We start from the raw sequence: 13,184 nt of genomic DNA on the forward strand, positions 1-13,184 counted from the left end.
CAGGCAAAGGTTCCTCGGACTTCTGAGGCCGTCACTCGTCGTTCCAGTTACCGCAGCAACGCGAAAACCACGGCTGACACGGCCCCCAACGCGGTGCCGAAGCACAGCTGAGTCAGGGTGTGAGCCTTGAGGACCCGCCGGGACCAGCCGACGGCCAGGACGATGCGTACGGCGGGCAGAGCTGCCCATCCGAAGACGATGAAGAGGATCATCGCGGTGCCGCCGGCCACCGCGTTGTGCGCGGAGATCTGCCACCAGATGGTCACCGCGAGGGTGGAGGCGAGGCCGGCCAGCATGGCGACGACGAGCGCGGATACGTCGCGGGGTGCGTTGAGCCCGTACAGGAGAACAATGCCGACGACGACGGAGACCAGGCTCGCGGCGAGTGGCACTATGCGCTGCTTGCGGACCCGGATGTGCTTGTCGGTGAGGCGACCGCGGCGTACGCCGAGCTGCACGATGGTGATGGGGATGATCCCGCAGAACAGTGCGCCGAAAAGTCCCCAGCCGATGCCGCTGAAGCTGTGGGTGCTGTGCCAGCCGATGAGCAGCAGCAGCGCAATGACGAGGTTGGCGGGGGCGAGCACGTCAGTGATGAGCATTGCGGCCTTGACCCGAGAAGACGCTTCGGAATAGGTGGGCGGGGCCGGGGGGATGAAGGTGCTCATCGGTGGTTCTCCAGCTGGTCGTTCGGGGCTGTCGCTTCGGTCGCGAGGAAGGCGCGGGTGAGGTCGGAATGGTAAGCGGCGGAGAGATGCGTCAGGGCGCTGATCTCGTTGGCCAGATCGCGGCCGCCGCCGGAGGGTTCCAGGGCGCGGCCGGTGGGGGCGTCGCCGCGTAGTCGAGCTTGGCGGGCGGCGGCGAGGCGGCAGGCTTCGATCGCGGTCTCGGCCTGGGTGCCGATCAGTCCGTGGGCGAAGACGTACTCCTGGGCGCGGTCGTGCAGCTGATCGGGGGCGTAGGCGTTGAGGTCGAGGGCGGCGTCCCGGATCTCCATGGTGCGTAGGTAGAGCCGGTTGCGCATGGCGCGGGGATCGATTCGATCGGTGAATCGGCGCGGGCGGGCCGAGAGCAGTTCAGTGGGTACGGCCTCGGTGAGGGAGGACCACAGGGGGTACAGGCGCAGCAGCGCTTGTCTGTCGCCGTGCCAGAAGCGGAAGGCGTCGAGTGCCGGGAGTGTGCTTCCGGTGATGACGAGAGCAAGTGATGCGAACAGAAGCAGGCTGCCGATCCGGTCCTGTAGGCCGGGCAAGACTGCGTCGGCTCCAAGGAACCCTGTGATCAGGGCCGTCATTCGGATGACGGAGTAGCCGATGCCAAGCGACAGCCCGAGCCCGATGAGGCGGAGGCCACGTGCGAGTGACTTGCTGTTCGCGTCGCCCGCCGACTTCCAGCTGGTGCGGGCGCCGCTGTACAGCGAGGCTCCCAGGTAGCCGAGGAGCAATGCTCAAGACCTAATAGCAGTGCACGGTGACGGGTGACCCCTACTCAAGACTCGGAGCCAGACTCCTGTCCACAGGCAGAGGGCCCCGCCGCCGTGCCCTCGCGGAGGGCAGGTGTCGATCACTCCCGCGGGGGCATTCATGATCGTGATCCGAGCCGCCCGTACGATCACCCGCTCCTCGACACGCGAGCCGTAGAGCTCTCTCTGAAGACCGGGGCCGTGCGGTCAGCTGGGGCCACGAACAGCTCATCGGATGTTGGGCCGCCGAGCCCTCCTATTAGGTCGCTGCGTGTCCCCGCACAGGCTCACACGCTGGGCAAACACCGGGAGAGAGGACCAGGATTGACGATCACCTGCGGGATCGATTGGGCGGAGAACCATCATGACGTGGCCCTGGTGGACGAGGCCGGCCGACTCGTCGCCAAGCGGCACATCGGCGACGACGCGGAGGGCTACCGGCAGCTGCTGGGCATCCTAATCGAGGCCGGAGACACCCCTCAGGACCCCATCCCCGTTGCCGTCGAGACTGCGCGCGGGCTGCTTTTCGCCTGCCTGCGCGCCACCGGCCGAAAGGTGTACTCGATCAACCCGATGGCGGTCGCCCGCTACCGCGAGCGTCACCGCGTCGCCCGGGCCAAGTCCGACCACGCCGACGCGATGGCGCTGGCCAACATCCTGCGTACCGACGCCGACTTCCACCGGCCGTTGCCCGCCGACTCCGAGCTGGCCCAGGCCATCTCGGTGCTCGCCCGCGCCCAGCAGGACGCGGTCTGGAACCGGGCCCAGCTGAACAACCAGCTCCGTTCGCACCTCAAGCAGTACTTCCCGGCAGCTCTGGCCGCCTTCCAGGTCCGCGGCATCGGCCTGGACTCCCGAGAAGCACGGATGGTCCTCGCAGCGGCGCCAGAGCCCACCACGGCCGCACGACTGACTCGTGTCAAACTGCGGTCACTGCTGCGCAAGTCGGGACGGCAGCGCAACATCGACACCTGGACCGAACGGCTCCGGACCGTCTTCACCGACGACTACCTCCACCAACTCCCCCTGGTCGAACAGGCTATGGGCCGCCAGACCGCCGCCCTGGTAGCACAATTGGATGCCGCCTGCCGCGCCGCAGACGACCTGGCCGAAGCGGCAGCCGAGGCTTTCGCCCAGCACCCGGATGCCGAGGTCCTCAACAGTTTTCCCGGCATCGGGCCGCTCACCGGCGCCCGCGTGCTGGGCGAGATCGGCGATGACCGTTCCCGCTTCCGCGATGCCCGGGCCCTCAAGGCATACGCGGGCGCGGCGCCGATCACCATCGCCAGCGGCAAGAGCCACGCCGTCCACCATCGACGCGTGAAGAACCAGCGCCTGGCCGCCGCCGGCTACGTCTGGATCTTCGGTGCCCTCCCCACCCCTCAAGTCAAGGAGCACTACGACCGGCGCAGAGCGCGAGGAGACCGACACACCGCCGCCATGCGCCACGTGTTCAACCGGCTCCTGGGCTGCCTGCACCACTGCCTGGCCACCGGCCAGAATTTCGATCCGGCCAAGGCGTTTCCAGCCCTCGCACCAGCGGCAACTTGACTTCCTACCAAGCTCGGATGTCTGTGGATCGGACCCGGGTTGGACGCGAAGGGCGTACCTTCCCGGGTGATCGATTGACTGGAATCGAGTAGGCCGACGTTGGCCCGTCGGCTGGGAAGGTACGCCCATGCTCACGGTAGTCACCGAGGACGGCTCGACGCGAGGCGGGTCCCTGATCGACGAGATCGTCCGGGAGGGCGCCAGGCGGATGCTGGCCGCCGCTCTGGAGGCCGAAGTTGACGCCTACATAGCCGAGTTGGCCGATGAGAGGGACGAGCGCGGGCGGCGGCTCGTGGTCCGCAACGGACACCACCAGCCCCGGAACGTGACCACCGCGGCCGGGACGGTCGAGGTCAAGGCTCCCCGCGTGAATGACAAACGCATCGACGAGGAGACGGGCGAGCGCAAGCGGTTCTCCTCGGCGATCCTGCCGCCCTGGGCAAGAAAGTCCCCGAAGATCAGCGAGGTGCTGCCGCTCCTCTACCTCCACGGGCTGTCCAGCGGGGATTTCGTGCCCGCGCTCGAGCAGTTCCTCGGCTCCTCGGCCGGCCTGTCACCGGCCACCGTCACCCGGCTGACCGCCCAGTGGCAGGCCGACCACAAGACGTTCAGCGAGCGCGACCTGTCCGCCACGGACTACGTCTACGTCTGGGCCGACGGCATTCACCTGCGGATACGCCTGGAGGAGGCGAAGGCCGCGGTCCTGGTCGTCATGGGCGTGCGCGCGGACGGCACCAAGGAGCTGATCGCGATGGCCGACGGCTACCGCGAGTCCTCGGAGTCCTGGGCGAGCCTGATGCGGGACTGCCAGCGGCGCGGCATGCGCGCTCCCGTCCTTGCCGTCGGCGACGGCGCCCTCGGCTTCTGGCACGCGCTGAACGAGGTCTTCCCCGAAACCCGCCACCAAAGATGCTGGGTTCACAAAACAGCCAACTGCCTCGACAGCCTCCCGAAGTCGGCCCAGCCCGCGGCGAAGAAGGCCATCCAGGACATCTACAACGCCGAGGACAAGGAGCACGCGGCCGCCGCGGTCAAGGCGTTCGCCAAGCAGTACGGGGCAAAGTTCCCCAAGGCCGTCAAGAAGATCGTCGATGACGAGGACCAGCTGCTGGCGTTCTACGACTTCCCCGCCGAGCACTGGATCCATCTGCGGACCACGAACCCGATCGAGTCGACCTTCGCGACCGTGCGGCTACGGACGAGGGTCACCAAGGGTGCCGGCTCCCGCGCGGCCGCCCTGGCGATGGTATTCAAGCTCGTCGAGTCCGCCCAGGCCCGCTGGCGAGCCGTGAACGCACCCCATCTCGTCGCCCTGGTGAGGGCCGGAGCCCACTTCGAACGCGGCGAGCTCCTCGAACGCCCCGAGACGCTCGCGGCATAAGGTCAGACCACCATGACCGACTACGACACCTACGGCACCAGCACACACACCGCGAGTGAACTGGTCCGCCTCGTCACTGGCCACCTCGATGTGGTCTTCACCGAGCGCGAAAGTGACTACCGGGGCGTCTACCACCTCGCCCAGGGCACTTACGGACGCATTGAGATCCAGCCGAACGCTATCCCCGGCGATGATGGCCAGGACGACCTCTACACCCCGGAACACCCGGCGGTCCGGGTCCTCTTGCTCACCAACACCCCGGCCCCAGAACCCACCTGCACACGCGCCTGGGCACCATCCAAGGTCTCGTGCACCTGGGCCGCGAATCGTGGTGAGCCGCTGCTGACCCACAACTCTTGACAATTACTCCAGCGTCCTCTTCTCATAGATCCGGATCCAAGGTTGTAACGACTGGTTGATTCAAGTATTGGGTCGTACATCGTACGCTGGACGACCGGCCGGGCCGGAAGTGAGAGCACAATGTGTATCGATGGGCTGGCCCACTAGATCACTGACCAGGCAATGAATTACGGTCAAGTGCCCCGCTGACACTCGGTGTTCAGCGAACAGGTCAGCACGGCCGGCGGGTGGATCTTCAGGGACTGATGGGTGTCGCTTCACCTTCACGGCACGGTTCATTCGCTCCGGTAGGTTTGTACCTAACGGCGGTTGCTGGAGACGTATCGGGGCTAGGCGACCGCTGTTAAGTGCGAACGGCGCAGGCGGCAGCCATCGCCCGGCGTGATCCGCCCCAGTGTTCTCGCACTTGATCGTTCCGCTTCCACTGCCATGGTGCCTGCAGGGTCGTGATGTTGAAGGCGCGAATGCGGTTCTGGTCCTGGCCGACTCCAGTCGGCCAGGACCAGGTGGCTTCAGGAAGTGGAGGTCAACGCTCTGGGGCGCACATGCCATCCTCCAGTTCGTGAATGTCCCGGTCGCCTGGGGCGACACAGATCCAGCGGGTGGGTGCCTCCTGGTACTCCCACGAACGGGTACGCCGCACAGGGGGCGATGTCGCGGTTCGTACGTGCCATCGGCCCTCTCGGCGCTGTTGTCGGCCTCGAAGATCATCATTGCGCCGGGAACCCTGACCTTGAAGCCGCCTTGAGTAGGGCTTCGAGCTCATCCACCATCGCACCGTGCAGCGACTGTGGAACCTCCAGACTGCGAGTGACCTTGGCAGCCTTCCCGGCCACCTTGGCCTTCTCGCCCGACTCGACAACATCATCGAGACCCTCCAGCCTTCGGTCAACGCGCAAGCGGGTGCTCCCTGGATGGCGTTTGGTGTCCCCGGCGCAAACCGATGGGCAATGTCGAGATCACAGCTTGCGGGACACTGCAGTGCACGCTCCTCTGTTGCCGCTGGGGAGCCCATGCGCATGATGCCAACCTGTCGTCTCTGCAGGTTTGTACCTAACGGCGGCTGCCGGGAACGTATCGGACTCTACGAACGAAGGTAATGGGCAACCGCGTCACCTGTCTCAGGTGTTCAGCCGTCACCTCGCGGTGACCGGAGCCCTCTCGGCACCTCCCGCCCGTCCCCAATGCCTCGACAGCGGTCAACTCGCTTGAGCCAGAGCTCCGTTCGAGGCAATCCGAGTGCGTTGGGGATGGAGGACAGTCCCCTGGGCGGATGCGCCGTGTCAGGCGTCGCTCAGTGGCCAGGTGAGTCGTTGAGCCACGGTGAGGGCTCCTCGCTACACGCGGCCAGCCTGTGTCGTCGATGCCATACTCCCGCCTGTCGAGCATTGGATCCGGGGCGGGCAGTGGTGCATCCGGGGTGAATAAGAGTCGGGGGACCTACATGACGGGCTATTCCGTCGAGCCTGAGGTGCTGCGCGCGTCAGCGACGTTGATCAGGGATGCCGTAGAGGCCGTGGACAGGATCCACTTGGACAAACTCGCCGATGACACACCGGAGTTCGGGCATGGCGATGCCTCCGACGCGTACCAGGAGCTCCTGGCTACCTGGCACCAGGCCCTCACCAAGGTACTGAAGGATGAGTCCCAGGGCTCCGCGGACGGCCTGAAGGATGTGGCCGATCGTTATGAGCGGAACGAGGGGCGCACGGCCGAGATTGTTGCGCAACGTACCGGCGATCAGTGAGTCGAGGGGCAGTAGCGGCGGTGGCAGCGCAACTGGGAGAGACCCAGGATCCCAAGGAGCTCATCCCAGGCGATGTGCCGGGGCTCCACGAGCAAGCCGACCATCTGACCACGTGGTCGACGACGGTGGAGGGTATCGGCGACGACCTGAAGGCCGTACGCGTCAACGGCTGGAGCGGGGCGGCGAGCGAAGGCTTCTGGGAAGGCTTCGCTCCGCAGGCGGGGAAGTGGTTCCGAGGCGCGGACTCCTTGAACGCGACGGCGGAGGCACTGCGTGCGTATGCCGGCACCATCGCGTGGGCACAGGAGAAGGCTGTAGACGCCATCGCTCAACACGAGGGCGGCGACCAACTCGGCGCCGTCGTCACGTTGCAATCGGCGCGAGAGCAGTTGGACGAGGCGGGAAAGACTGCAGCCGAGCGGTTCAAAGTCCAAGGCGGTTCCGGCCCCGGCGCCCCCGCCTGGCTTTGCTGGGCGGGGCAGGATGCCAATACGTCGCCGTGGGCTTTGGGCGCACAGGTGGGCCAGGTGCGCGAGTATGAGCGTCTCCTGAGGGACCATCAGGGCGAGGATGTGGAGGCGTATCGAGGCCGGGGCACCAACCGACATCAGGCAGCCGCCGAGGAACGACGGCAGCAGGGCGCGCACGGCGTTCAAGTGGCCGGTGTTTCCGTCTCTGGCGAGGCCAAGGCATGGGAAGCGGCAGTAGAGGGGCGCGGGGAGGTCCTCGGAGGTGATGTCGCTGGCCGGGTGAGTCTGTCCGCCCTCGGAGCGGAGGGCAGTGCCGGGGCCGGAATGGAAGACGGCAGAGTCCAGGCACAGGCTTCGGGGAAGGCCTACCTCGGCCAAGCCACAGCAGAGGGAAGGTACGAGGCTGGGCTCTTCGAGACGTCAGGGAAGGCGCAGGTATTCGCCGGCGCCGATGCGAGTGCCAAGGCAAGTGTCGGCACGGACGGTGGCCACCTCGGAGGGGAGGCCTTTGCCGGGGCGAAGGCCTCAGCGGAGGGGCACGCCTCGGTGGCCGGTGTCGGCGTCGGTGCCACGGCTGAGGGCTGGGCCGGCGCCGGCGTCTCGGCGCATGTCGACGCCGGCATGGAGGAGGGCAAAGTGGTGATCGGAGCCGACGTGGGTGCTGGGCTCGGCTTGGGCGGCAAGCTGGGCGGGCAGGTCGAGGTCGACCCGGGCAAGGTCGTGGATGCCGTGGGCGATGGAGTGGATGCGGTCAAGGACTGGGGTGGGGGCGCGACCGATACGCTCGATTCGTGGTTCTAGCGCGTCGACGCCAGGTAAGTGCGTCTCGCCATTCGCTGGACACGAGCCCTCGCTCCACGTGCCCGTACATTTATAGGAGTTGATCCACCATGCCGGGAACGCTTCCGGTGCCGCTGACCTGCGAGGTCCCTGAGGGCTGGCGGGCGGCGCCGCCCGATGAAGTCGGTGCGCCGCAAGCCGCCTTTGTGGCCCTGCATGTCGCGTCGCACGGTTCTGGTTTCACACCGAACATCACCGTGACCGGGACGGTCCGCGAGGACGGCGCGAGTCTGTACCGCGTTGCTGATGAGTCGGTTCAGCGGCTGCAAGAGACGGTCGGTCCGGTCACGTTCGTCAAGCGCACCGATGTGGGGACTCACTTCAAACCGAGCCTCTTCGAGGCACCGGGTGTCGTGCAGAACATCCGGATCGATGCACACGTCAACGGCCGGTCGGAGAAGCTCGCCCAGAGCCAGCTGATTCTGCTCCTTGAGGACCCGAAGCAGCCGCGCCGGCTGGCGGAGATCGAGATCGCGCTTACCGCGCGCTTCGACCAGCTGTCGGGTGTACTTGATGACTTCCAGGACTTTCTGCGTACCGTCGGCCCTGCCGGACGGAGCGGTGCCGGGCAAGGAGATGGCTGACGCTATGTCAGAAGGCGTGCAGGAGTTCATCGTTACGGCGGTTCTCGTCGTGCTGCTCGGCGTCGTCTCCTCGCTATGGCGACGCCGGAAGCGGCGCCGGGAACTGGGCAAGTATCACCAGTTCACGAAGCGGCTCGGCTGGCAACACATCGAGCGTCCCCGGAACGGGGAAGTCGCGAGGCTGATGCGTGACGAGCCGTTCACGTCCGATGGGGCTCCGGAACAACTCGCCTCCGATTACTGCCACGGCACCTACGGTGGCCGCCCCGCTTGCTCCTTCGAGGCCACCGTGCCCCGGGTGTCGTCACCTGGTGCGGGCGACGACAACAGCGGTAAATCGATCGTCGTGGCTTTGTGGGCTGTTCAGCTCCCGTACTCAGTCGGCGATTTTTCCGTGCGTCGCACGAACCGGGTCTCGCGTGCCGTCGGCGTTCCTGACGACGTGCGCATCGGGAACCCGGAGTTCGACGACCAGTTCACGGTCCGCGGGCTGCAGGAAGGCGCCGCTGTCGCTGCCCTGCAGGGGCCTCTGGCCGAGTTCTTGCTGGCCGACCCGCGCAGCAGGGACTTCGGGCTGCGGTTCATCGACAATGAGGTGATGGCGTGGGAGAAGGGCGAGCAGTCTCCCGACAAGATCGAAGCCGTGCTGCGGTTCCTGTGCGAGATCGCGGACTGTCTTCCCGTACCCGCCGTCGTGCCGTCGGCCCAGACCTCGTTGCTCACTACGGGAGGGGGCGCCGGCGTCGCGACGGTCGGGGCAGGCAGTTTCGCGGGTGACGCGCTGATCTGGCACGCGCGCGAAGAACTTGCCGCCACCAGAGCCCCGTATCGAGTTGAGGTCAGTCAGTCACGTCTGGACGTCGTACCCGACCTGACCGATCCGCGCTGGCGGCAGGTTCTGGGCGAAGGCGGGCAGGACAGGGTGTACGTGTGGAAGGCCACCTGCGATGGGCAGACGAAGAAGTTCAGGGTCGGTCTGCGGCACCACCGAGTGACCGTCACGGACAGTGGAAACCCGGCCCAGGGGCTTACTTTGAGTCTGGGCGGCGAGTTCGCAAGAGGCGGCTTTGGCCACCGCGGCTCGTCTGGCGCGGACGGCGTGGCGCCGGATCCGATGTCGGATCCGGACTTCGGGACCGTCCTCATCGGCCGGGCCGCAGCGAGGGCGGGGTGGCGGTCGTAGGGCAACAAGGTTGGGGGAACCGCAAGTTGAGCGGTGGGGTGCCACGGGGGTGGGCCATCCTGGTTGCTCGCGGATGCCGCATCCGGCGTTCGCGATATGTTGGCCGGGTGGGACCGGTACGTAGGCCAGCGGGCTGGGCGGAGTAGCCGACCGGCAGGTCACCGGCGGGCATTCAACTCCGAGCTCGTCCCGTGAGCGGCAGCGCCACAACGTCGTGGACATCGTCCGGGCAGGTCGTCGCACGGCTACGAGTACAAACGGCCGGCACCGACGGCTGCCGTGCAAGAAGTGGCGCTGCACCCGCATGCGTCAGAAGTGATCAGGGACGTGGCCGCCTCTCGCCGAACCCCCGGCACACGAGTCCAGCGCAGGGAGCCGCCACGCGTCGGAGGTCGAAGCGCTCCGGAAGCGGCTGGTGTTGGGCCGACGCGTGGAGGCGGCGTACGCCACCGGATGCCTGGTGGAGGCTAGTTGTGCTCCTCGTCGATGGTGACGGCGGCGCCGTTGTCGAGCTTGACGACCACTCGCACGCCGCCCTTCTTGGCCGCGGCCTCGAGTTCGCCCTCGGTGCAGCGCTTGTTGTCGCCGTTCTCGCCGCAGATCCAGCCGTTGCCGTTGATGGTCGTGGCGGTGGCGCTATAGAAGGAGAGGGTGTTTCCGTCGCTGTCGCGCAGGGAGTACTTGCCCGGGGCGAGGTAGCCGAGTTCCCCGGAGCGGAGGCCGCTCGGCTTGCCGGTGTCCGAGTCGCCGCCACCACTGCTGGCGCGGTCCTCGACGATGCTGACGGCCGTGCCGTTCTTGATCTTCACCGTGGCGGAAACGCCCTTCTTGGCCGCGGCCTCGAGCTGCTGCTCGGTGCACGGGGTGGCTGCCTGGCCCTCGGCGTCGCCGCAGATGTCACCGGCACCCTCGATATCGGTGTCGGTCGAGGTGAAGAACGCCTGCTCGGTGTCCTTCAGGTCGGAGACGGTGTACTTGCCGGGAGCCAGGTAGGAGACGGTGCCGAACCAGGTGCCGCTCACGCCCTTGCCACCAGACGTGCCTCCCGAGCCGCTGCCGGTCTGCGACCGCGACTCCGCGCCGTCCGTGGAACCCGAACCGGCCTTGCCACCCTTGTCCTTCGCGTCCGAGGCCGCGGTCGACGACGACGCCGAATCGCTCGACTTGTCGCCGGCGTCCGCGCCTCCCTGGCAGGCCGTGAGCAGCGTGGTCGTGGCCATCAGAGCGGCGGCGGTGAGGACGGCCTTGCGGCGGTGATTGCGAAACATGATGTGGTTCCCCCGTGGGTGTGCGGATGTGCGGCAGGTCGGTTGCTCGGTCGGGCTGTCTGCCCTTGGTCGATCTTGAGCCTGCCTGATCGGATGTGTTCGGGGGAAGTGCAGTTACGAGGTGATGACGATCTCGGCGTGGCCCTGAGACAACGGGGCGAACGGCGCTCGGCCGACCGGCGCCGCGGCACGGGGGACCCACCAGGCGATCCGCCAGTTCGGCTCGATGCCCCGGTTCGGGCCGCGGCCCACGACGACGACCGTCGAACTTCGAAGCGCATCAACCCGGCTCGCACACAGGGGTCCCCGGCCATGATCTCCTTGGCTTCCTCGGTCGGCACGGTCATGTTCGCGGCGCCGGCCAGGGTGTCTGAGTGACCGGGCACAGGATCGCGATCACTCCCTCGGCGCGCAGCGAGACCATGCGTCGCTGGTGTTCGAGTTCGCTCGCGTCCGCGCCGTCCATGCTCCGCTCCGGCCCCCACTGAAGGAGCGCCAGGTGACGGGCTTCGTTCTGAACGGCGGCAAGCGACGGCATCGAGTCGTCCGGTCGTTCGCCGCGTCCCCGGACGTCCGCGGTCTTCCGCACGCGCGTAGACCCTGGCACGATCTGTGCCGATCCACCTGCGTCACAGCTGTCACACCCCATTCAGCACTGGCAGGAAGGACCGCGATCCCCATGCGTATGCGTATCCGTATCCGCTCCGCGTTCACCGCGCTCGCCCTCACCACGGGCGCTCTCTTCGCCCCCGGCTTCGGCGTGCTGGCGACCTCGACCGACGCGTTCGCCGCCACGAAGATCTCGCATGCGACGGCGACGTCGATGTTCCGTTCGGCCGGGATCACCTGGTCGTCGTCCGGCGGCTGTTCCGACCGGAACGTGTCCACGTGCACCTCGTTCGACCAGCTCAATCTCGCCACCGCCCAGGGTGCCCAGACGTTGAAGTCGGCCAGTGGGTGCGCGCTCAACATCACGGGCGGCACCGAGACCGGCCACGCGAGCGGCACGTACTCGCACTGGAACGGCTACAAGCTCGACTTCGGCAAGAGCACCTGCCTCACGAACTACATCAAGAGCCACTTCTCCTACATCGGTCTGCGCGGCGACGGCGCCCCGCAGTACAAGGCCGCGTCCGGCAACGTGTACGCGGACGAGGGCAGTCACTGGGACGTGACGTTCTACAACTGCGGCGGCTGCTGACCGAGTCGTGCAGGCGCACCCCAAACCCCTCTGGTCGTCGTCAAGTTGAAGAAGGTGTCGCTGTCATGAGTCGCGAGCCAGGGCCCGCAAGCCCCTCTCTCCCGCCCGCCAGACGTGCCGTCCTCGGCGGGACGCTGGCCCTGGCCGCCGCGGCCCTGACCTCCGGCGCCGCCGTCGCCTCTCCGCGAGGACCCGACCGCGGCGCCCGCACGTCGACAGCCACCGCCACCGACGCCACGTACGCCAACGACGCGACGACGTCCGGCGGCGACCCCTACGTACTGTTCGACGAGCCCAGCGGCTACTACTACGCGTACTGCACGGGCGGTTCGGACGACGGCTACTACTTCGGCGTGCACCGCTCTCCCGACCTGTCGACGTGGGAGCGCCTGCCGGGCGGTGCGTTGCGCGCCGACGATCCGAAGCAGTGGGGCAAGGACTGGTTCTGGGCGCCGGAGGTCTACCACAACCCCGACACCGGCCTGTACTACCTGTTCTACGCGGCCCGCATGGGCAGCGCCCTCGCCGAACAGTACTTCCGCTACGCGGACTTCGAGGAACCGTGCTCGATCGGCATCGCCGTGTCCCGCACACCCGAGGGCCCGTTCCGCAACATCGCCGACCGGCCACTGGACTACCACCCGTACAAACCGGACTACCACGACGTCAACCTGATCATGGGCGCCGACCAGCTCACCCCGCCGGCCACCGAGGAGGAGGGGCGGACCGCGCCGCTGGGCTCCTACATACCGATGATCGACCCGAACCTGCTCTTCGACGAAGAGCGGATCTACCTCTACTTCTCCAGTAACGCGTACCGCAACTGGGTGTGGGACACCGGCCTCGGCAAGTACGTCGAGGAATCCAACATCGCAGCCGTCGAGCTGACCACGCACTGGTGGCGGGACCCCGAGGGCGCCACCATGCCCACCGTCCACCCCCGTTACGTGGACGCCAACGCGCGGGATGGATCCGGAGACGCCCGGCGGCGCGACGGGTTCGTGCCCGTCCTCACCTACGCGGCCGACCCACAGGCCTGGGAGGACGCACATGTCAACGACTGTGAGACTCGGGGTGGCCGGTCTGGGATCGGCTGCCAGGGTGGTGTCGGTCGTCCCGCCGTGTCGTGACTCTTGT

The 13,184-nt window shown here is 67.2% G+C and carries 14 protein-coding genes; 9 read left to right on the plus strand and 5 right to left on the minus strand.

Annotated elements, in window-relative coordinates; all coding sequences use genetic code 11:
* Positions 1-47 precede the first annotated feature (47 nt).
* Both ACP4E5_RS42315 and ACP4E5_RS42320 read right to left on the minus strand, forming a co-directional pair.
* Positions 48-668 (minus strand): hypothetical protein, encoded by a 621-nt coding sequence (locus ACP4E5_RS42315; protein ID WP_425839327.1) that lies wholly within the window; start codon positions 666-668, stop codon positions 48-50.
* On the minus strand, positions 665-1,444 hold the full coding sequence (locus tag ACP4E5_RS42320; RefSeq protein ID WP_425839330.1) for an MAB_1171c family putative transporter: 780 nt from the start codon (positions 1,442-1,444) through the stop codon (positions 665-667). The genes ACP4E5_RS42315 and ACP4E5_RS42320 overlap by 4 nt, the downstream gene beginning before the upstream one ends.
* A gap of 342 nt (positions 1,445-1,786) precedes the next feature.
* Here ACP4E5_RS42320 and ACP4E5_RS42325 point away from each other — a divergent pair, with 342 nt between their 5' ends.
* From ACP4E5_RS42325 to ACP4E5_RS42355, 7 genes are all read left to right on the plus strand, one after another.
* Positions 1,787-3,013, plus strand: a complete 1,227-nt coding sequence (locus ACP4E5_RS42325; RefSeq protein WP_425824645.1) for an IS110 family RNA-guided transposase — start codon at positions 1,787-1,789, stop codon at positions 3,011-3,013.
* Between the two features lie 127 nt (positions 3,014-3,140).
* On the plus strand, positions 3,141-4,394 hold the full coding sequence (locus ACP4E5_RS42330; RefSeq protein WP_425839333.1) for an IS256 family transposase: 1,254 nt from the start codon (positions 3,141-3,143) through the stop codon (positions 4,392-4,394).
* A 12-nt stretch (positions 4,395-4,406) separates the two neighbouring features.
* A complete protein-coding gene (locus tag ACP4E5_RS42335; RefSeq protein ID WP_425839336.1) occupies positions 4,407-4,754 on the plus strand; it encodes a hypothetical protein in 348 nt (115 codons plus the stop codon).
* 1,444 nt (positions 4,755-6,198) lie between these two features.
* Positions 6,199-6,501, plus strand: coding sequence for a WXG100 family type VII secretion target (locus ACP4E5_RS42340; protein WP_425839339.1), 303 nt, complete (start codon positions 6,199-6,201; stop codon positions 6,499-6,501).
* Positions 6,502-6,521: 20 nt separating this feature from the next.
* A complete protein-coding gene (locus ACP4E5_RS42345) occupies positions 6,522-7,772 on the plus strand; it encodes a putative T7SS-secreted protein (RefSeq protein WP_425839342.1) in 1,251 nt (416 codons plus the stop codon).
* A gap of 89 nt (positions 7,773-7,861) precedes the next feature.
* Positions 7,862-8,395 (plus strand): hypothetical protein, encoded by a 534-nt coding sequence (locus ACP4E5_RS42350; RefSeq protein ID WP_425839345.1) that lies wholly within the window; start codon positions 7,862-7,864, stop codon positions 8,393-8,395.
* Between the two features lie 4 nt (positions 8,396-8,399).
* Positions 8,400-9,578, plus strand: coding sequence for a hypothetical protein (locus tag ACP4E5_RS42355; protein ID WP_425839348.1), 1,179 nt, complete (start codon positions 8,400-8,402; stop codon positions 9,576-9,578).
* Between the two features lie 467 nt (positions 9,579-10,045).
* Here the strand turns inward: ACP4E5_RS42355 and ACP4E5_RS42360 are convergent, their stop codons facing one another.
* From ACP4E5_RS42360 to ACP4E5_RS42370, 3 genes are all read right to left on the minus strand, one after another.
* Positions 10,046-10,846 carry a hypothetical protein gene (locus ACP4E5_RS42360; RefSeq protein ID WP_425839351.1) on the minus strand — a complete coding sequence of 267 codons (801 nt, stop codon included), beginning with the start codon at positions 10,844-10,846 and terminating at the stop codon, positions 10,046-10,048.
* A 114-nt stretch (positions 10,847-10,960) separates the two neighbouring features.
* Positions 10,961-11,098 (minus strand): hypothetical protein, encoded by a 138-nt coding sequence (locus ACP4E5_RS42365; RefSeq protein WP_425839353.1) that lies wholly within the window; start codon positions 11,096-11,098, stop codon positions 10,961-10,963.
* Positions 11,099-11,189: 91 nt separating this feature from the next.
* Positions 11,190-11,435 (minus strand): hypothetical protein, encoded by a 246-nt coding sequence (locus ACP4E5_RS42370; RefSeq protein ID WP_425839356.1) that lies wholly within the window; start codon positions 11,433-11,435, stop codon positions 11,190-11,192.
* Positions 11,436-11,525: 90 nt separating this feature from the next.
* On the opposite strand from ACP4E5_RS42370, the gene ACP4E5_RS42375 reads away from it, so the two are divergent.
* Positions 11,526-12,047 (plus strand): hypothetical protein, encoded by a 522-nt coding sequence (locus tag ACP4E5_RS42375; protein WP_425839359.1) that lies wholly within the window; start codon positions 11,526-11,528, stop codon positions 12,045-12,047.
* Between the two features lie 65 nt (positions 12,048-12,112).
* The gene (locus ACP4E5_RS42380; RefSeq protein WP_425839362.1) at positions 12,113-13,177 is read left to right on the plus strand and encodes a family 43 glycosylhydrolase; all 1,065 of its coding nucleotides are present in this window, start codon (positions 12,113-12,115) and stop codon (positions 13,175-13,177) included.
* Positions 13,178-13,184: the final 7 nt, after the last annotated feature.

Source organism: Streptomyces fractus (assembly GCF_049844455.1).
Classification (GTDB): Bacteria; Actinomycetota; Actinomycetes; order Streptomycetales; family Streptomycetaceae; genus Streptomyces; species Streptomyces fractus.

What these genes read in the sequence shown, in the direction of transcription:
- ACP4E5_RS42315 (WP_425839327.1), bottom strand. Translation starts at nt 668, where the DNA reads ATGAGCACCTTCATCCCCCCGGCCCCGCCCACCTATTCCGAAGCGTCT.
- ACP4E5_RS42335 (WP_425839336.1), top strand. Translation starts at nt 4,407, where the DNA reads ATGACCGACTACGACACCTACGGCACCAGCACACACACCGCGAGTGAA.
- ACP4E5_RS42380 (WP_425839362.1), top strand. Translation starts at nt 12,113, where the DNA reads ATGAGTCGCGAGCCAGGGCCCGCAAGCCCCTCTCTCCCGCCCGCCAGA.
- ACP4E5_RS42350 (WP_425839345.1), top strand. Translation starts at nt 7,862, where the DNA reads ATGCCGGGAACGCTTCCGGTGCCGCTGACCTGCGAGGTCCCTGAGGGC.
- ACP4E5_RS42360 (WP_425839351.1), bottom strand. Translation starts at nt 10,846, where the DNA reads ATGTTTCGCAATCACCGCCGCAAGGCCGTCCTCACCGCCGCCGCTCTG.
- ACP4E5_RS42340 (WP_425839339.1), top strand. Translation starts at nt 6,199, where the DNA reads ATGACGGGCTATTCCGTCGAGCCTGAGGTGCTGCGCGCGTCAGCGACG.
- ACP4E5_RS42375 (WP_425839359.1), top strand. Translation starts at nt 11,526, where the DNA reads ATGCGTATGCGTATCCGTATCCGCTCCGCGTTCACCGCGCTCGCCCTC.
- ACP4E5_RS42330 (WP_425839333.1), top strand. Translation starts at nt 3,141, where the DNA reads ATGCTCACGGTAGTCACCGAGGACGGCTCGACGCGAGGCGGGTCCCTG.
- ACP4E5_RS42355 (WP_425839348.1), top strand. Translation starts at nt 8,400, where the DNA reads ATGTCAGAAGGCGTGCAGGAGTTCATCGTTACGGCGGTTCTCGTCGTG.